Here is a 17,022-nt window from a genome sequence, read left to right as displayed (position 1 = left end):
AGCAGCGAATGGAGCTGAACGGAAAGGTCGCCGTCGTCACCGGAGGCACCCGCGGCGTGGGCGCCGGCATCGCGCGCTCCCTCGCCCGCGCCGGCGCCGACGTCGTCGTCTGCGCCCGCCGCCCCCCGCCCGCCCCCCTCACCCACGCCCGCTACCTCCCCCTCGACGTGCGCGACGCCGACGCCGTCGACGCCTTCTTCACCGCACTGCCCCGCCTGGACGTCCTCGTCAACAACGCCGGCGGCGCCCCCCACCGCCTCCTCGCCCACGCAGACGCCCGCCGGCACGCGCGCGTGATCGAACTCAACCTCCTCGCCCCCCTGACCGTGTCCCTCGCCGCCCACGCCCACCTCGCCCGCGCGCGGGGCTGCGTCCTGATGGTCGGCAGCGTCAGCGGGACCCGCCCCTCGCCCGGAACCGCCGCATACGGCGCCGCCAAGGCCGGCCTGGAGAACCTCGCCCGCTCCATGGCCGTCGAATGGGCCCCCCGGGTGCGCGTCAACACCCTCGTCGTCGGCATGGTCCACACCGAACAGAGCCACCTCCACTACGGCGACGACGACGGCCTGAGCGCCGTCGCCCGCACCGTCCCGCTCGGCCGCCTCGCCGAACCCGCCGACGTCGGCGCGGCCGCCGTCTTCCTCGCCTCCGACGCCGCCCGCTACATCAGCGGGGCGAGCCTGCTCCTGCACGGAGGCGGCGAACGACCCGTCTTCCTCGACGCCGCGACGGCCCACAAGGAGACCTGACATGAGCGCACTCTGCGACGGCCGCGTCGTCGTCGTCACCGGCGCCGGACGCGGCCTCGGACGCGCCCACGCCCTCGCCTTCGCCGCACAGGGAGCCCGCGTCGTCGTCAACGACCTCGACGTCGCCCTCGACGGCACCCCGGACGCCTCCCGCTCCACCGGCGACCCCGCTTCCGGCGCCCCCGCCCCCGACCCCGGCGGTGCGGCCGCCGCCGTCGCCGCCGAGATCCGCGCGGCCGGCGGCGACGCGATCGCCCACGGCGGCGACATCGCCACCACCGAGGGCGCCGCCTCCCTCGTCACGACCGCCCTGCACGCCTACGGCCGCCTCGACACCCTCGTCAACAACGCCGGATTCCTGCGCGACCGCATGCTCGTCAACCTCGACGAGGACGACTGGGACGCCGTCCTGCGCGTCCACCTCAAGGGCCACTTCCTCACCCTCAGACACGCCGCCGCACACTGGCGCGCCGAGGCCAAGGCCGGCCGCACACCCGCCGCCCGCGTCGTCAACACCTCCAGCGGCGCCGGACTGCTCGGCTCCCTCGGACAGGCCAACTACAGCGCCGCCAAGGCCGGCATCGTCGCCCTGACCCTCGTCGCCGCCGCCGAACTCGCCCGCTACGGCGTCCACGTCAACGCCATCGCCCCCGCCGCCCGCACCCGCATGACGCGGCACACCTTCGCCGAGACCATGACCGCCCCCGCCGCCGGCTTCGACGCCATGGCCCCCGAGAACGTCTCCCCCCTCGTCGTCTGGCTCGGCTCCACCGCGAGCCAGGGCGTCACCGGACGCGTCTTCGAGACCGAGGGCGGCCGCATCACCGTCATGGACGGCTGGCGCCCCGGCCCGACCGCCGACCACGGCACCCGCCGCACCCCCGCCGAGGCCGGGGAGACCGTCCGCGCACTCCTCGCCGACGCCACACCCCCCGGCCCGGTCTACGGCACCTGAACACCGGGACCGGGAACGGGACGGGGACGGGGACGGGGACGGGGACGGGACAGGGATCCGGGACCGGGACAGGGACCGGGACAGGGACCGGACAAGGCCGGCCGCCCGCCCCGCACACCGGCCCACCCCCGCCCACCCCACAGACCAAGCACTCCTACGTGTCGCACTCCAGCACCGTGCGGCACAACCCGCACCGAGCCCGCACCCGGCCTTGCACCGGCACCCGGATCCGCTGGTGACACGTCGGACACGGGAACATCACCCGCAGCGACCCGCCCGCGTCCGCCGCGAACGCGTACGGCACATCCCCCGCGCACCCGCCCCCGCCCCCGCCCGCGGACCCGCGCCCGAGCCCATGGCCCTGCGCCTGACGCCGCTCACGGGCATACCGCCGCCGGCCCGCCCAGCCCGCCGCCGTCAACGGCGGCACCCGCTCGTCACGCCGGGCCCGCTCCAGCCCCCGCCCGTACGCCGCGTACGCCTGCGCACTGGTGAACCACACCGACGGATCCTCACCGAACGCCAGCGACCGCTTCGCCAGCACGTACCCGAACTCCTCCGGCGTCAGATACCCCAGCTTCTGCGACGACGCCCCGTCCTCCCGGTACGCGTCCAGCAGCAGCCAACCCGCCCCCAGATACGTCGTCGCCGTGTCCGTGAGGATCTCGTTGTCCCGCGTCCCCGGGAACGACAGATCCAGCCGGTGCAGATACACATGCATGATCTCGTGCGCCAGAGCCGCCCCGATGTCCCGCCGATGCCCCCGGAAACGGTCGTTCAGCTCCACGAAGTACTCCGGCCCCGCCGTCAGCTCCACGTTCGCCGCGTGCTCCATCCCACGGAACGCCACGATCATCCGCGCGTCCGGCAAGCGGAAATGCCGCACCAGCTCACGCGCCACCCGCTGCGCGCCCAGATGCAGGTCGTCGGCGTCGCAGAAGGCCACATCGGCCGGCGGCACACTCGTCGCGAACTGCCGGACCGTGTCGTACGACAACCGCCGGTACAACGCCGTGACGGCCGCCCGCACCGTCTCCAGATGCGGAAAACCGTGCTCCACCGGACCGCCGTCGGCCACGCCACCACCCCCAGGACGCGTGCACCCGATCCCACTCTACGGGCACCGCGTCCCCCCGCGAAGGCATGCCCTAGGGTGATCGCCCATGACCACCAGCAACACCCCCACCAGCGACGCCCCCGGCCCCGGAACCCCCACCGGCCCCGGCACCGGCCCCGGTGGCCCCACCGGACCCGCCGCCGTCGACCCCGCCGTCCGCGAGGAACTCGCCCGGCTGCGCGACAGCATCGACAACATCGACGCCGCCGTCGTCCACATGCTCGCCGAACGCTTCAAAGCCACCCAGCAGGTCGGCCACCTCAAGGCCCGCCACCACCTGCCCCCCGCCGACCCCGCCCGCGAGTCCCGCCAGATCGAACGACTGCGCACCCTCGCCGAGAACGCCAAACTCGACCCCGCCTTCGCCGAGAAGTTCCTCAACTTCATCATCGCCGAGGTCATCCGCCACCACGAGCGCATCGCCGAGGACACCGCCACCCCCACCGACAGCTGACCGGCCACGCGCCCCGGCGCGAGAACCGACATAACGCGCGTACCGATCCGCCCCTGTGCCCCGCCTGCGGCATCAGGCAGCATGTCGTGCATGTCCGTACTGACGCGCGACGAAGCGCTGAGCCGTGCCAAGCTCCTCGACGTCCACCGCTACACCATCGAGCTCGACCTGACGACCGGCGACGACACCTTCGAGTCCGTCACCGTCATCCGGTTCGCCGCACGCGCCAACGGTGACACCTTCGTCGAGGTCAGGCCCGACACACTGCACTCCGTCACCCTCGACGGCGAACCCCTCGACCCCGGCACCCTCGACGCCGGCCGGCTCGCCCTCGACGGCCTCACCGCCGGCGAACACGAACTGCGCGTCCACGCCGCCATGCGCTACTCCCGCACCGGCGAAGGCATGCACCGCTTCACCGATCCCACCGACGGCGAGACCTACGTCTACACCCAGCTCTTCATGAACGACGTCCAGAGCGTCTTCGCCGCCTTCGACCAGCCCGACCTCAAAGCCGTCTTCGACGTCTCGGTGACCGCCCCCGAGAACTGGACCGTCCTCGCCAACAGCGTCACCGAACACCTCGGCCAAGGCCGCTGGCAGGCCGCCCCCACCCCCCTCGTCTCCACCTACCTCGTCGCCGTCGCCGCCGGCCCCTGGCACACCGTCCGCACCGAACACCGCGGACTGCCCTTCGGCCTGCACTGCCGCCGCTCCCTGGCCCCCCACCTCGACGCCGACGCCGACGAACTCCTCGACATCACCCGCGCCTGCTACGACCGCTACCACGAGAAGTTCGAAGAGGCCTACCCCTTCGACTCCTACGACCAGGCCTTCGTCCCCGAGTTCAACGCCGGCGCCATGGAGAACCCCGGACTCGTCACCTTCCGCGACGAATTCGTCTACCGCTCCGCCGTCACCGACACCGAACGCCAGACCCGCGCCATGGTCATCGCCCACGAAATGGCCCACATGTGGTTCGGCGACCTCGTCACCCTCCAATGGTGGGACGACATCTGGCTCAACGAGTCCTTCGCCGAGTACATGGGCTACCAGACCCTCACCGAAGCCACCCGCTTCCACGGCACCTGGACCGAGTTCGGCGTCGTCCGCAAAGCCTGGGGCTACGACGCCGACCAGCGCCCCTCCACCCACCCCGTCGCCCCCGAGAACGTCGACGACACCGCCTCCGCCCTCCTCAACTTCGACGGCATCTCCTACGCCAAGGGCGCCTCCGCCCTGCGCCAACTCGTCACCTGGCTCGGCGAGAAGGACTTCCTCGCCGGCATCAACACCCACATCGCCCGCCACCGCTTCGCCAACGCCACCCTCGCCGACTTCATCGACTCCCTCGCCGCCCACACCGACCGCGACGTCCACGCCTGGGCCGACGCCTGGCTGCGCACCACCGGCGTCGACACCCTCACCCCCACCGTCGACGGCGTCAACGGCGACCGCACCCTCACCGTCACCCACCACGGCACCCGCCCCCACCGCGTCGCCGTCGGCCTCTACGACCTCGACCTCGCCGACGAAGGCCACCACCTCACCCTGCGCCGACGCCTCGAAGTCGACATCCCGCAGACCGCCCCCCAGCCCATCGGCAAACTCCCCGCCCTCCTCCTCCTCAACGACGGCGACCTCACCTACACCAAGATCCGCTTCGACCCCGGCTCCTTCACCACCCTGCGCGCCAACCTCTCCGGCCTCCCCGACCCGCTCACCCGCGCCGTCGTCTGGAACGCCCTGCGCGACGCAGTCCGCGACGGCGAACTCGCCCCCGCCGCCTACCTCGAAACGGCCCGCACCCACCTCCCCCAGGAAACCGACCTCGCCGTCGCCCAAGGCGTCCTCTCCTTCGCCGCCGGCCAGATCGCCGACCGCTACGTCACCCCCGAACAGCGCCCCGCCGTCCTCGCCGGCCTCACCACCCTGTGCCGCGACCTCATCCGCCGCACCGAGGACGGCGACCACCCCGGCCTGCGCCTCATCGCCGTACGCCAGTTCATCGCCGTCGCCGCCCACCCCGACACCATCGCCGCCTGGCTCGCCGACGGCACCGTCCCCGGCGGACCCGAACTCGACCCCGACCTGCGCTGGCGCGTCCTCGCCCGCCTCGCCGCCCTCGGCGCCACCGACGCCGACGCCATCGCCGCCGAACTCGCCGCCGACCCCTCCGCCACCGGCCAGGAAGGCGCAGCCCGCTGTCGCGCCGCCCTCCCCGACCCCGACGCCAAGGAACGCGCCTGGGCCGCGATGTTCTCCACCGACGGCCTGTCCAACTACCTCTTCAACGCCACCGCCCAGGGCTTCTGGCAACCCGAACAGGCCGGCCTCGTCAGCGACTACGTCCCCCGCTTCTTCGAGGACGCCGTCACCGTCGCCGCCCGCCGCGGCCCCGCCATCGCCGAAGCCGTCGGACGCTGGGCCTTCCCCGCCCACGCCGTCGACGCCGAAACCCTCCGCCTGGGCGAACAGTGCCTCGCGACCACCGGCCCCACCCCGGCCCTGCGCCGCAAACTCGTCGACCAACTCGACGACCTCACCCGAGCCCTGCGAGTCCGCACCACCGACCACCCCTGACCGATACCGGTCGCCGACCACCCGTGCCCCACCGCCGACCCCGCCGTGTCCGCCGCCGACCGGGCGACCGTCGGCGACCGGTGGGGGCGCGCCGGTGACGGCGGGGGAGCCCTCGTGACCGGCCGCGAACTCGCCGTGACCGACGGACCGGGACGCCGGTGACCGGCCGGGGGCGCCCGTGATCGTCGGGGGAGTGCCCGTGGCCGGCGGAGGACTGCCCGCCGGCCACGGGAACCGCCCGCGACCGGCCCGTGGACCGGCCATGACAGACCGAGAACCTGCCTGGGCGCATGCCGACTCCGGAAGCCGTCGGGCCGGTTCCGGCGCGACGCAGCCCGCGCATACCTGGCGTCGGGTCCATCCACCGGGCGGACGGCACCCGGCACCCGGCACCGAGGACGGGCGATCCGGGACGGGGCCGGCCCGCAAGAAGTCCCTACAGCTGCCGATCCCGGCGTAGCTCCGCCCTGCGTACGCGCCCCTCGCGCGGTCCCGCGCGCCGGTTGCCCAGCCCGGCGGCCGGGGCCGGACCCGCGTCCTCCAGCACGAAGCCCGACCGCTCCAGAAAGCGTTCCCCCGGCACCCACCCCGGCGGAACCGTCGCCGTCACCCGCGTGACCTCCCGCGCCCGCGCCAGCAACGCCTCGGCCACCGTCCGCCCCAGCCCCCGCCGCCGGGCCCCCGGTGCGATCAGGAACATCCCCACCGCCACCGCGCCCGGCTCCGGGTGATCCCGCACGGCGTCCACCACCCCCGCCACCGACCCCGCCCACTCCACCACCAGCAGCACCTTGTCCCGCGCCGCCGCCCCCTCCGGCAGCGCATAGAACAGGCTCTGCACGTCACCCGGCGCCGACGGCAGCCCCGTCGCCGCGACGAACCAGTCCTCGCACTCCTCGAACAGCGCCAGCAGCGAGGCCTCGTCCCCGGGCCCCGGCTCCCGCAGCACCACCGGCTCACCCTCGCACTCCGCCGTCGCCTCCCACGGCGACCCCCACCCCGACTCCGGCACCCACCCGCACTCCGGCTCCGCCACGCGTCCCACCTCGCTCGACCGCAGACGTCCGGCGAGGGCGGACGCCCCCACCGCATCACCCCTACGGGAGTACCCCCTTTCGAGTACCGATCCCCGGGCTTCCCGGCACACCCGCAGCGATCCCGACAAGCTGGAACCCCGCTGCCCGCGCCAGCCCGGAGAACCCAGCCCCATGGCCCCCATGAGCACACCGCCCCTCGCCTCGGGCCCTCAAGGACCGGACGCCCTCAGGCCGTTGCTCGCCACCGTCCTCGACGCCCTCGACTCCGGCGCCCGCGCCCGCGGCGGCCCCCTACCCGCCGGCGGACCCGACGCCGTCACCGCCCGGCTCCTGCACGCCGTCGGCGACCTCCTGCCCGCCCACGGCGACCCCGACGCCCTGCACACCCTCGTCCACGCCCTCGCCGAAGGCTCCGCCGACCCCGCCCACCCCCACTGCACCGCCCACCTCCACGGCCCGCCCCTCGCCGTCGCCACCGCCGCCGACCTCGCCGCCTCCGCCCTCAACCCCTCCCTCGACTCCTGGGACCAGGCCCCCGCCGCCTCCGCCCTCGAAGCCCTCCTCACCCGCACCCTCGCCGCCCACGCCGGACTCACCGACGCCCTCGTCACCACCGGCGGCACCGAAGCCAACCAACTCGCGCTCCTCCTCGCCCGCGAGACCCACGGCCCCACCCTCCGCCTCATCTGCGGAGCCAACGCCCACCACTCCCTGCCCCGCGCAGCCTGGCTCCTCGGCCTCCCCGCACCCCACATCCTCCCCACCCCCACCGGCACCCTCGACCCCACCGCCCTCACCACCGCCCTCACCACCCTCCCCGCCCCCCACACCCCCGTCATCGTCGCCGCCACCGCCGGCACCACCGACGCCGGCCTCATCGACCCCCTCCCCGCCATCGGCGCCCTCTGCCACACCCACGGCGCCCGCCTCCACATCGACGCCGCCTACGGAGGCGGACTCCTCTTCAGCGACCGCCGCCGCCCCCTCCTCACCGGCCTCGACACCGCCCACACCGTCACCCTCGACCTGCACAAACTCGGCTGGCAACCCGCCGCCGCCGGACTCCTCGCCCTACGCGACCCGAACGACCTCACCGCCCTCCACCACCACGCCGACTACCTCAACGCCACCGACGACACCGACGCCGGCCTCCCCGACCTCCTCGGCCGCTCCCTGCGCACCACCCGCCGACCCGACGTCCTCAAAATCGCCGTCACCCTCAAGACCCTCGGCCGCACCGGCCTCGCCACCCTCGTCGACCAGGTCTGCGACCACGCCCACCACCTCGCCGACCTCATCACCGCACACCCCCGCCTCGAACTCCACGCCCCGCCCACCATCAGCACCGTCCTCTTCCGCCCCACCGACGCCACCGACACCGCCGTCGCCGAAACCCGCCGCCGCCTCCTCACCGACGGCCACGCCGTCCTCGGCCGCGCCCGCCAGGACGGCCGCCTCTGGCTCAAAGCCACCCTCCTCAACCCCCACACCCGCCCCGCCGACCTGGCCGCCCTCCTGCACCTGGTGGAAGGAAACACCCCCACATGAACACGCCCCCACCCCACGACCCCGACGCCCCCCGCGACCTCGTCGGCGTCGGCATCGGCCCCGCCAACCTCTCCCTCGCCGCCCTCGCCCACCCCCTCACCACCCTCGACACCGCCTTCTACGAACAACGCCCCCGCTTCGACTGGCACCCCGGCCTCCTCATCGACGGCGCCCGCGTACAGGTCCCCTTCCTCGCCGACCTCGTCACCCTCGCCGACCCCACCAGCCCCTGGACCTTCCTCAACTACCTCCGAACCCACCACCGCCTCTACCCCTTCTACTTCGCCGAGCGCTTCCACACCCACCGCGCCGAATACGACGCCTACTGCCGCTGGGTCGCCGACAACCTCCCCGCACTCCACTTCCGCCACCAGGTCGACGCCGTCCGCTGGAACCCCGAACGCGACCTCTTCGAAGTCGACTTCACCCAACTCGACGCCGACGGCGAAGCCGAAGCCCTCGGCCGCACCCACACCCGCAACGTCGTCCTCGGCATCGGCACCCGACCCCACATCCCCGACCCCCTGCGCCCCCTCGTCGACGCCCCCGGCGTCCCCGTCGTCCACGCCGCCGACTACCTCACCCACCGCGACACCCTCCTCGCCGCCGGCCACATCACCGTCGTCGGCTCAGGACAGTCCGGCGCCGAGATCTTCCTCGACCTCCTCCGCCACCGCCCCACCGGCCGCGAACAACTCCACTGGATCGGCCGCACCCCCGCCTTCGCCCCCATGGAGTACTCCAAACTCGGCCTCGAACACTTCACCCCCGACTACACCCGCTACTTCCACGCCCTCCCCGAGAACGTCCGCGACCGCCTCACCGACGCCCAATGGCAACTCCACAAAGGCATCGACGCCGACACCCTCGCCGCCATCCACGACGAGCTCTACCGACGCACCCTCCACGGCGACTGGCCCGACACCGTCCTCACCCCCGGCGTCCGCGTCCGCACCGCAGGACGCATCGCCACCACCAAAATCGAACTCCACCTCGAACACATCCAGCAGAACACCCGCACCCGCCTCACCACCGACGCCGTCGTCCTCGCCACCGGCCACCGCGAACGCCCCCTCAACCGCATCCTCGCCGGCCTCGACCCCTACATCCGCCGCGACAACAGCGAACGCCCCCGCATCGACGAACACTTCCGCCTCGTCCTCGACCCCTCCGTCACCGCCACCGGCTGCAACGTCTACGTCCAGAACGCCGAACGCCACACCCACGGCGTAGGCGCCCCCGACCTCGGCCTCACCGCCTGGCGCAGCGCCACCATCCTCAACACCCTCACCACCGAACACCCCTACCCCCTCCCCACCCGCACCGCCTTCACCACCTTCGGCCTCCACCAACAACCCCACCACCGCGTCCCACCCGCCCGACAGGCCCCCACCCTCACCCCCCTCGCCGACCACCACTAGCACCGGCCGCCACCCACCCCCACGAACGCGAAAGGCGGTGACCGCGCGCCGGCCCACCCGGCCACCGCGCAACCACCGCCCTCGCCCCCCGCAGAACCCCCCCACGCCTAGAACACCGGCGTACCGTCCCGCGTCAACCTCCAGTCCACCGACGCGAAGTCCTTCGGATCCAGCACACCCTTCGCCGTCACCCACTCCGCGATCCGCGTCCGGATCTCCGTCGACTCCGACCACAACTCCTGCGCCGACGCCACGAACGGGAACGCCCCGCCACCATTGGCCCGGTAGTTGTTCACCGCCAGCACGAACTGCTGCCCATCCGCCAACGGAGCACCCTGGAACGTCAGATTCCTGATCCGCGAACCAGCAGGCTGCGCCACATCGATGTCGTACGACAACCCCGACACATAGTCGTAGTTGTAATCCGGCCGGTCCTTCGCGTTCGTCAGCTTCTCCACGTCCACCACCGCACCGGACGCCGTCTGCACGAAATACTCCGCCGAATACTCCAGATACGCCCGCACCTGCGCACCCGTCAGCAACTTCGCCACCAACGTGTTGTCGTACACGTACAGACTCGACAGATCCCGGATCGTCACCTCACCGGCCGGAATCTCCGACGTCCGCGAGAACGGCGACGCCTGCGCGATCACCGGCAGCGACGCATACGACGTCCCCGCCAGAGCCGCCTTGACGACGTCCTCCTGCACCTTCGTGATCAGATCGATGATCGGAGCGTCCTTGTACCGCGCCTCCACCGTCGTCAACGTCTCCGTCGCCGACCCCACCACCTGATTGACGTACTTCACGACCTTCGCGTGCTCGTCACCCAGCAACTTCGTGATCTTCGGGTCGTCCGCCACCGAGTTCGAGTTCAACACCTTCGACGACACCGACTCGACGACCCACCTCCCCTTCTCGAACACCAACGACACATCGAACACCGACAACCGCTCCGCGAACGCCAACGGCTCCGAAAGCACCACCGCCCGGCCCGTCTTCGCATTCGTCACCCGCAACTCGGGAATCTCCACATGCGCATGCCCGACCAGGATCGCGTCGATGTCCGGCACCTGCTGCGCCACCAGAGCCGCGGAATTCTCCACATACGGCACCTGATCACCGTACGACGACGTACCCGACGACCCCGAATGCGCCGACACGATCACCACGTCCGCACCCATCGACTTCAACCGCGGCACCCACTTCGCCGCCTGCTCCTCCAGCCCCGGGAACGCCAGCTTCCCCTGCACGTACGCCTTGTCCCAGATGGCGATACCCGGATTCGTCAGACCCAGCACCGCCACCTTCACCGGCGGCGCCCCCTTCACACAGAACGTCTTCATCACATACGGCGTGAACGCCGGCTTCAACGTCTTCGCGTCCACCGCGTTCGCCCCGAGCAACGGGAAACGCAACTGCGACTCGAACTTCCGCAGCGTCTCGATCCCGTAGTTGAACTCGTGGTTGCCCAACGCCGCCGCGTCATACCCGATCGCGTTCATCGCCTGCGCCATCGGATGCACCGGACCACCCTTGGCGGTGATCGGATCCACCTTCGCGTAGTAATACGTCAGCGGAGTCCCCTGAATCGTGTCACCCGCGTCCAGCAGCAGCGTGTTCTCCCGCCCCTTCTCCGCACGGATCCGGTTCACCAGCGTCGAGATACGCGCCAGACCCTGCGCATTGCCCGCCGCGTCCTTGTACTCCGCGTCCTTGAAGTAGTCCCAGTTGAAGACATGCCCATGGGTGTCCGTCGTCCCCATCACGGTCAGCTCGTACCGCTTCGGCTTCCCCGGCTTCCCCGGCTTCCCACCGGCCGCGGCCTGCGCCGACGGAGCCGCCACCGCACCCGCGATCGCCACCCCCGCCCCCGTCGCTGCGGACTTCTTCAGGAACTTCCGGCGGTTCAACGGCATCTCTCGTACTCCTCGGGGGAAGGGAAACAACGCGCGTAGATTCTGACCCGCCCACCACCGACCGCAACAGATCCAGGAGGTTGCGATCTGGTGACCAGCACACTCAACTACGCCCGGGAAACAGCGAAAGCCGGGACAAGGCAGGACGTAAGACCACCCCCGTCCCGCAGGCCACCTGACCTCCCCCGGCCGACCGGCCGCCCAGCCCCGGTCGCTGCCCTGCCCCTGCCCGCAGACCGAGCCGACCTGCCCCACACCCCGACCGGCCCGCCACCGCAATTCACCCATTCGAGAAAATGCTCATCGGAGCGGCCGGCCGCACAATTTATGAGTTGTCAACAGACCTTCACCCAAAGGATGTTGAGCCGCCGCTTCCCACCAATTCGCTACCCATCGGTAAGACATAAACTCGAAACATGCGCCGAGCGAAAATCGTCTGCACCCTGGGCCCCGCCACCGACACATACGACCAGCTCAAAGCGCTGGTCGACGCCGGAATGGACGTAGCCCGCTTCAACCTCAGCCACGGCACCCACGCCGAACACGAGGAGCGCTACCACCACGTACGGAAGGCCTCCGACGAAACCGGCCGCAGCGTCGGCGTCCTCGCCGACCTTCAAGGCCCGAAGATCCGCCTCGGCCACTTCACGGAAGGCCCCGTACTCCTCGAACGCGAAGACACCTTCACCATCACCGTCGAAGAAGGCGTCGCGGGCGACAACACCCTCTGCGGCACCACCCACGCCGGCCTCGCCCAGGACGTCACCCCCGGCGAACGCATCCTCGTCGACGACGGCAAGGTCTGCCTCGAGGTCACCCGCGTCGACGGCCCGCGCGTCCACACCCGCGTCCTCGAAGGCGGCATCGTCTCCGACCACAAAGGACTCAACCTCCCCGGCGTCGCCGTCTCCGTCCCCGCCCTCTCCAAAAAGGACGAGGAAGACCTCCGCTGGGCCCTGCGCACCGGCTTCGACGCCATCGCCCTCTCCTTCGTCCGCACCGGCCGCGACATCGTCGACGTCCACCGCATCATGGACGAAGAAGGCCGCCGCCTCCCCGTCATCGCCAAGATCGAGAAACCCCAGGCCGTCCAGAACATCGACGACATCGTCGCCGCCTTCGACGGCATCATGGTCGCCCGCGGCGACCTCGGCGTCGAAATGCCCCTGGAACAGGTCCCCATCGTCCAGAAGCGAGCGATCAAGCTGGCGAAGCGCAACGCCAAGCCCGTCATCGTCGCCACCCAGATGCTCGACTCCATGATCGAGCACTCCCGCCCCACCCGCGCCGAAGCCTCCGACGTCGCCAACGCCGTCATCGACGGCACCGACGCCGTCATGCTCTCCGGCGAGACCAGCGTCGGCAAACACGCCGCCCAGACCGTCCACACCATGGCCAAGATCATCACAGCCGCCGAGGAAGACCTCCTCGCCAAGGGCCTCCCCGACCTGACGGAGAACAACAAACCCCGCACCCAGGGCGGCGCCGTCGCCCGCGCCGCCGCCGAGATCGGCGACTTCCTCGGCGCCAAGTTCCTCGTCGCGTTCACCCAGACCGGCGACACCGTCCGCCGCCTCTCCCGCTACCGCTCCCCGATCCCCCTCCTCGCCTTCACCCCGGAACCCGCGACCCGCTCCCAGCTGAGCCTGACCTGGGGCGTCGAGACCTTCCTCGGCCCCACGGCCGCCTCCACGGACGCGATGGTCGACCAGGTCGACGAACTGCTGCTGCGGTACGGACGCTGCGCGAAGGGCGACGTCATCGTGATCACCGCGGGCTCCCCACCCGGCGTCTCCGGCTCGACGAACCTGGTCAGGGTCCACCACGTGGGCGAGGACGACAGCCCTCGGTAGGGGTCAGTACTTGGGGCCTACGTGGGCGTCGAGGAGAGCGACGGAGGCTTTCCGGGCGATGGACACGTTCCTCGGGTTCTGCATTCTCCATTCGACTCCGAGCCGGTCCAGGACATCGGTGAACAGGCCGATGACGTCGCCCGACACATTCGTGAAGAAGTAGCGCGGGTACGCGTAGCGCTTGCGTTCACCGCCGACGGTCCGCTCGGTCCAGTTGGTGATCCGACAGCCGTCCGAGTGGATGAGGCCGCGAACGAACTGCCAGGGATGTTCGTCCACGATGACCTGCTGCCAGGGCTCGAGGGCGATCCGCCGTTCGTGCTTCTTGCCAGGGCCGTGCTGCGGGAACAGGTGCGGCCAGTGGGCGTAGTAGCCGACCACGGCCACACACCCTGGAGCCTGCACACGGTACGCGGTGTGCGCGGGGCTAATGGTCCGGACGGCGGCCTCGCAGGCGTCGATGAGGCCCGGCCAGGCGTTCGCGCAAGCGATGCGCAGGTAGTGGCCGGTGCCGCGCGGATGCGGACTGATGCACCCGTCACCCAGATAAAGCCCCAGCAGATACGAGTAGGCATTTCGGTCACTGGGTGGTCCGGGCAGGGGCGGCGCCATTCGGGGCAACGGTTCAAGTCGGGTCTGCCAGGACCGGATTGCTGCCCGGGAGATGCCGGTCCGGCGGCTCACCGAGTTGAGGCTGTGCCCTTCCGAGAGCAGGGCGAGTGCCCGCTTGCGTGTGCTGACGTCGTACATGGGTCCACTGTGCGAGTGGGTTTTCGACGACACACAGCAAAAAGCGGATGTTCACGAGAACGGGAACATCCGCTTGCTAAGATCAACCTTAGAATCGAAGGAAAAGTGCCCCGGGTGGGATTCGAACCCACGCTGTCGGTGGTTTGAGCACCGTGTCTCTTCCGCTGGACTACCGAGGCTTCCTCTAAAACGAAGGCAAGCAACCACCCTCCGCGCACCCACCTTACCGCAGCTAGGTAGGCTCTTGTCAGCTGTACCCCCGCCCCTGAACGAGGAGCCCCCGTGACCGCCCCCGAGTCGCCCCAGCCCGTAGACGCGCCCGACGACGACAAGTCGCACGTGCCTCCGCTGACGACCCGTGTCGTCATCGCCGAGGACGAGGCGCTGATCCGTCTCGACCTCAAGGAGATGCTGGAGGAGGAGGGCTACAGCGTCGTCGGCGAGGCCGGTGACGGTGAGCAGGCCGTCGAGCTGGCCCGCGAGCACAAGCCGGACCTGGTGATCCTGGACGTGAAGATGCCGAAGCTGGACGGCATCTCGGCGGCGGAGAAGATCGCCGAGGAGCGGATCGCGCCGGTGCTGATGCTGACGGCGTTCTCGCAGCGCGACCTGGTGGAGCGGGCGCGGGACGCGGGTGCGATGGCGTATCTGGTGAAGCCGTTCAGCAAGAGCGACGTGGTGCCGGCGATCGAGATGGCGGTGTCGCGGTTCACGGAGCTGCGGGAGCTGGAGAACGAGGTCGCGGATCTGACCCTGCGGCTGGAGACGCGCAAGCTGGTGGACCGGGCGAAGTCGATTCTGCAGACGGAGTACGGGCTGACGGAGCCGGCGGCGTTCCGGTGGATCCAGAAGACGTCGATGGATCGCCGGATGTCGATGCAGCAGGTGGCGGAGGCGGTCATTCAGGACGCGGACGAGAAGAAGGCGAACAAGGGCTAGTTCCCTGTCGTGCCTGGTGCGCGCTGTGCGCATGACGCTGGGCGCATGACGAGGCCCGCTCCCGGAGAAGGGGGGCGGGCCTCGTCGTGTGTGAGGGGGGTGGGTCAGTCCTCGCCGAGGTAGGCCTTGCGGACGGACTCGTCGTGGAGGAGGTCCTGCCCGGTGCCGGACAGGACGATCTTGCCGACCTCCATGACGTGGCCGTGGTCTGCCAGGGAGAGCGCCGCCTGGGCGTTCTGCTCGATGAGCAGGATGGTGGTGCCCGCGGACTTGAGCTCCTGGATGGTGGCCATGATCTTCTGCATCATGATCGGCGAGAGGCCCATGGAGGGTTCGTCGAGCATGAGCAGTTTGGGCCGGGACATGAGGGCGCGGCCCATGGCGAGCATCTGCTGTTCGCCGCCGGAGAGGGTGCCTGCGGCCTGCTTGCGGCGTTCTCCCAGGATGGGGAAGAGGTCGTAGGCGCGCTGGATGTCCTTCTCGATGGCTTCCTTGTCGTTGCGGAGGAAGGCGCCGAGGCGGAGGTTGTCCTCGATGGTCATGCGGGGAAAGATGTGGCGGCCTTCGGGCGAGTGGGCCAGTCCCAGCGAGACGATCTTGTGGGCGGGGATCTTGTTGAGCGTCTTGCCGTCGAACTTGATCTGGCCGCCGAGGGGCTGGAGCAGGCCGGAGAGGGTGCGCAGGGTGGTGGTCTTGCCGGCGCCGTTGGTGCCGATGAGGGTGACGACCTCGCCTGCGGCGACCTTGAAGGAGATGCCCTTGACCGCCTCGATCTTGCCGTAGGCGACCCTGAGGTCTTCGACCTCGAGCAGTGCGGTCACTTCTCGTCTCCTTCCGTGGTGCTGTGCGCCTCGGAGGCCTCTGCGACTTCGACTTCGGCGACTTCTTCCGCTCCTGGTGCGCCCTCGAAGGGGGTCCCGAGGTAGGCGGCGATGACGCGTTCGTCTGCCTGGACCACTTCGGCGGGGCCTTCGACGATCTTCTCGCCCTGGACGAGCACGGCGACGCGGTCGCAGAGGTTCATGATGAACCGGATGTCGTGCTCGATGACGAGGACGGCGATGCCCTGGTCGCGGATGGCGAAGATGAGTTCTTCGGCGGCGCGCGTTTCCTGGGGGTTCATGCCGGCGGTGGGCTCGTCGAGGAGGAGGAGGCCGGGGTCGCTGGCGAGGGCGCGGGCGATTTCGAGCTTGCGCTGTTCGCCGTAGGGGAGGTTGCGGGCGAGGTGGTCGGCCTTGGCGGCGAGGCCGGTGAACTCGAGGAGTTCCATGGCCCTGGCGCGGGAGGCTTCTTCGGCCCTTTTGAAGGTGGGCAGGCGCAGGAGCGCCGACCAGAGGCCTTCGTGGGTGCGGGTGTGGCGTCCGACGAGCACGTTTTCCAGGACGGTCATGTTGGCGAAGAGCCGGATGTTCTGGAAGGTGCGGGCGATGCCGGCCTGGGTGACCAGGTGGGGTTTGGGCGGGAGGACGGTGCCTTTGTAGCTGACTGTGCCGGTGGTGGGGATGTAGAGGCCGGTGAGGCAGTTGAAGAAGGTGGTCTTCCCGGCTCCGTTGGGGCCGATGAGTCCGACGATCTCGCCGCTGTTGACGGTGAGGTCGACGGAGCGTACGGCGGTGAGGCCGCCGAACTGCATGGTGACGCCGGAGGCGTCGAGGACCGTGGTGGTCGTGGCGGTTGTCGTGGTGGTGGTCATCTCG

General features: G+C 70.6%; 14 protein-coding genes and 1 tRNA gene. 8 read left to right on the top strand and 7 right to left on the bottom strand.

Features of this window, described 5'->3' with window-relative positions:
- Nucleotides 1-8: 8 nt before the first annotated feature.
- Together OG802_RS08905 and OG802_RS08900 are read left to right on the top strand one after the other, a co-directional pair.
- Nucleotides 9-749, top strand: coding sequence for an SDR family oxidoreductase (locus OG802_RS08905; RefSeq protein WP_329408818.1), 741 nt, complete (start codon nucleotides 9-11; stop codon nucleotides 747-749).
- 1 nt (nucleotide 750) lies between these two features.
- Complete coding sequence (locus OG802_RS08900) at nucleotides 751-1,704, top strand: SDR family oxidoreductase (RefSeq protein ID WP_329408816.1); 954 nt, start codon at nucleotides 751-753, stop codon at nucleotides 1,702-1,704.
- Between the two features lie 154 nt (nucleotides 1,705-1,858).
- On the opposite strand, the gene OG802_RS08895 is transcribed toward OG802_RS08900, so the two are convergent.
- On the bottom strand, nucleotides 1,859-2,782 hold the full coding sequence (locus OG802_RS08895; protein WP_329408814.1) for a hypothetical protein: 924 nt from the start codon (nucleotides 2,780-2,782) through the stop codon (nucleotides 1,859-1,861).
- An 85-nt stretch (nucleotides 2,783-2,867) separates the two neighbouring features.
- Here OG802_RS08895 and OG802_RS08890 point away from each other — a divergent pair, with 85 nt between their 5' ends.
- Nucleotides 2,868-3,275 (top strand): chorismate mutase, encoded by a 408-nt coding sequence (locus OG802_RS08890; protein WP_329408812.1) that lies wholly within the window; start codon nucleotides 2,868-2,870, stop codon nucleotides 3,273-3,275.
- 90 nt (nucleotides 3,276-3,365) lie between these two features.
- Complete coding sequence (gene pepN / locus OG802_RS08885) at nucleotides 3,366-5,858, top strand: aminopeptidase N (RefSeq protein ID WP_329408810.1); 2,493 nt, start codon at nucleotides 3,366-3,368, stop codon at nucleotides 5,856-5,858.
- 436 nt (nucleotides 5,859-6,294) lie between these two features.
- Here the strand turns inward: pepN and OG802_RS08880 are convergent, their stop codons facing one another.
- Nucleotides 6,295-6,894, bottom strand: a complete 600-nt coding sequence (locus OG802_RS08880; protein ID WP_329408808.1) for a GNAT family N-acetyltransferase — start codon at nucleotides 6,892-6,894, stop codon at nucleotides 6,295-6,297.
- Between the two features lie 181 nt (nucleotides 6,895-7,075).
- Here OG802_RS08880 and OG802_RS08875 point away from each other — a divergent pair, with 181 nt between their 5' ends.
- Nucleotides 7,076-8,443 carry a pyridoxal phosphate-dependent decarboxylase family protein gene (locus tag OG802_RS08875; protein WP_329408806.1) on the top strand — a complete coding sequence of 456 codons (1,368 nt, stop codon included), beginning with the start codon at nucleotides 7,076-7,078 and terminating at the stop codon, nucleotides 8,441-8,443.
- Nucleotides 8,440-9,864 carry a lysine N(6)-hydroxylase/L-ornithine N(5)-oxygenase family protein gene (locus OG802_RS08870; protein ID WP_329408804.1) on the top strand — a complete coding sequence of 475 codons (1,425 nt, stop codon included), beginning with the start codon at nucleotides 8,440-8,442 and terminating at the stop codon, nucleotides 9,862-9,864. The genes OG802_RS08875 and OG802_RS08870 overlap by 4 nt, the downstream gene beginning before the upstream one ends.
- A gap of 107 nt (nucleotides 9,865-9,971) precedes the next feature.
- On the opposite strand, the gene OG802_RS08865 is transcribed toward OG802_RS08870, so the two are convergent.
- Nucleotides 9,972-11,783, bottom strand: coding sequence for a bifunctional metallophosphatase/5'-nucleotidase (locus OG802_RS08865; RefSeq protein WP_329408803.1), 1,812 nt, complete (start codon nucleotides 11,781-11,783; stop codon nucleotides 9,972-9,974).
- 416 nt (nucleotides 11,784-12,199) lie between these two features.
- On the opposite strand from OG802_RS08865, the gene pyk reads away from it, so the two are divergent.
- Nucleotides 12,200-13,636: a pyruvate kinase gene (pyk, locus tag OG802_RS08860; RefSeq protein ID WP_329408802.1), complete on the top strand. Its 1,437-nt coding sequence runs from the start codon at nucleotides 12,200-12,202 to the stop codon at nucleotides 13,634-13,636.
- Between the two features lie 3 nt (nucleotides 13,637-13,639).
- On the opposite strand, the gene OG802_RS08855 is transcribed toward pyk, so the two are convergent.
- Nucleotides 13,640-14,386 carry a transcriptional regulator gene (locus OG802_RS08855; protein WP_329408800.1) on the bottom strand — a complete coding sequence of 249 codons (747 nt, stop codon included), beginning with the start codon at nucleotides 14,384-14,386 and terminating at the stop codon, nucleotides 13,640-13,642.
- A gap of 106 nt (nucleotides 14,387-14,492) precedes the next feature.
- Nucleotides 14,493-14,565, bottom strand: a tRNA-Leu gene (locus tag OG802_RS08850).
- 103 nt (nucleotides 14,566-14,668) lie between these two features.
- Between OG802_RS08850 and OG802_RS08845 the strand changes: the two genes are divergently transcribed.
- Nucleotides 14,669-15,325, top strand: a complete 657-nt coding sequence (locus OG802_RS08845) for an ANTAR domain-containing response regulator (protein ID WP_030596546.1) — start codon at nucleotides 14,669-14,671, stop codon at nucleotides 15,323-15,325.
- A 104-nt stretch (nucleotides 15,326-15,429) separates the two neighbouring features.
- On the opposite strand, the gene OG802_RS08840 is transcribed toward OG802_RS08845, so the two are convergent.
- Both OG802_RS08840 and OG802_RS08835 read right to left on the bottom strand, forming a co-directional pair.
- Nucleotides 15,430-16,146, bottom strand: a complete 717-nt coding sequence (locus tag OG802_RS08840; protein ID WP_329408797.1) for an ABC transporter ATP-binding protein — start codon at nucleotides 16,144-16,146, stop codon at nucleotides 15,430-15,432.
- The gene (locus OG802_RS08835; protein ID WP_329417003.1) at nucleotides 16,143-17,018 is read right to left on the bottom strand and encodes an ABC transporter ATP-binding protein; all 876 of its coding nucleotides are present in this window, start codon (nucleotides 17,016-17,018) and stop codon (nucleotides 16,143-16,145) included. The genes OG802_RS08840 and OG802_RS08835 overlap by 4 nt, the downstream gene beginning before the upstream one ends.
- Nucleotides 17,019-17,022: the final 4 nt, after the last annotated feature.

Origin of the sequence: Streptomyces sp. NBC_00704 (genome assembly GCF_036226605.1) — a bacterium.
In the GTDB taxonomy this organism is placed as follows: Bacteria; Actinomycetota; Actinomycetes; order Streptomycetales; family Streptomycetaceae; genus Streptomyces.
This window is presented reverse-complemented; position numbering and strand designations above follow the sequence as displayed.

Bases quoted from the DNA above. Each gene is read 5' to 3' on its own strand.
- OG802_RS08855 (WP_329408800.1), bottom strand. From the start codon at position 14,386: ATGTACGACGTCAGCACACGCAAGCGGGCACTCGCCCTGCTCTCGGAA.
- OG802_RS08865 (WP_329408803.1), bottom strand. From the start codon at position 11,783: ATGCCGTTGAACCGCCGGAAGTTCCTGAAGAAGTCCGCAGCGACGGGG.
- pepN (WP_329408810.1), top strand. From the start codon at position 3,366: ATGTCCGTACTGACGCGCGACGAAGCGCTGAGCCGTGCCAAGCTCCTC.
- OG802_RS08900 (WP_329408816.1), top strand. From the start codon at position 751: ATGAGCGCACTCTGCGACGGCCGCGTCGTCGTCGTCACCGGCGCCGGA.
- pyk (WP_329408802.1), top strand. From the start codon at position 12,200: ATGCGCCGAGCGAAAATCGTCTGCACCCTGGGCCCCGCCACCGACACA.
- OG802_RS08835 (WP_329417003.1), bottom strand. From the start codon at position 17,018: ATGACCACCACCACGACAACCGCCACGACCACCACGGTCCTCGACGCC.
- OG802_RS08890 (WP_329408812.1), top strand. From the start codon at position 2,868: ATGACCACCAGCAACACCCCCACCAGCGACGCCCCCGGCCCCGGAACC.
- OG802_RS08875 (WP_329408806.1), top strand. From the start codon at position 7,076: ATGAGCACACCGCCCCTCGCCTCGGGCCCTCAAGGACCGGACGCCCTC.
- OG802_RS08905 (WP_329408818.1), top strand. From the start codon at position 9: ATGGAGCTGAACGGAAAGGTCGCCGTCGTCACCGGAGGCACCCGCGGC.
- OG802_RS08870 (WP_329408804.1), top strand. From the start codon at position 8,440: ATGAACACGCCCCCACCCCACGACCCCGACGCCCCCCGCGACCTCGTC.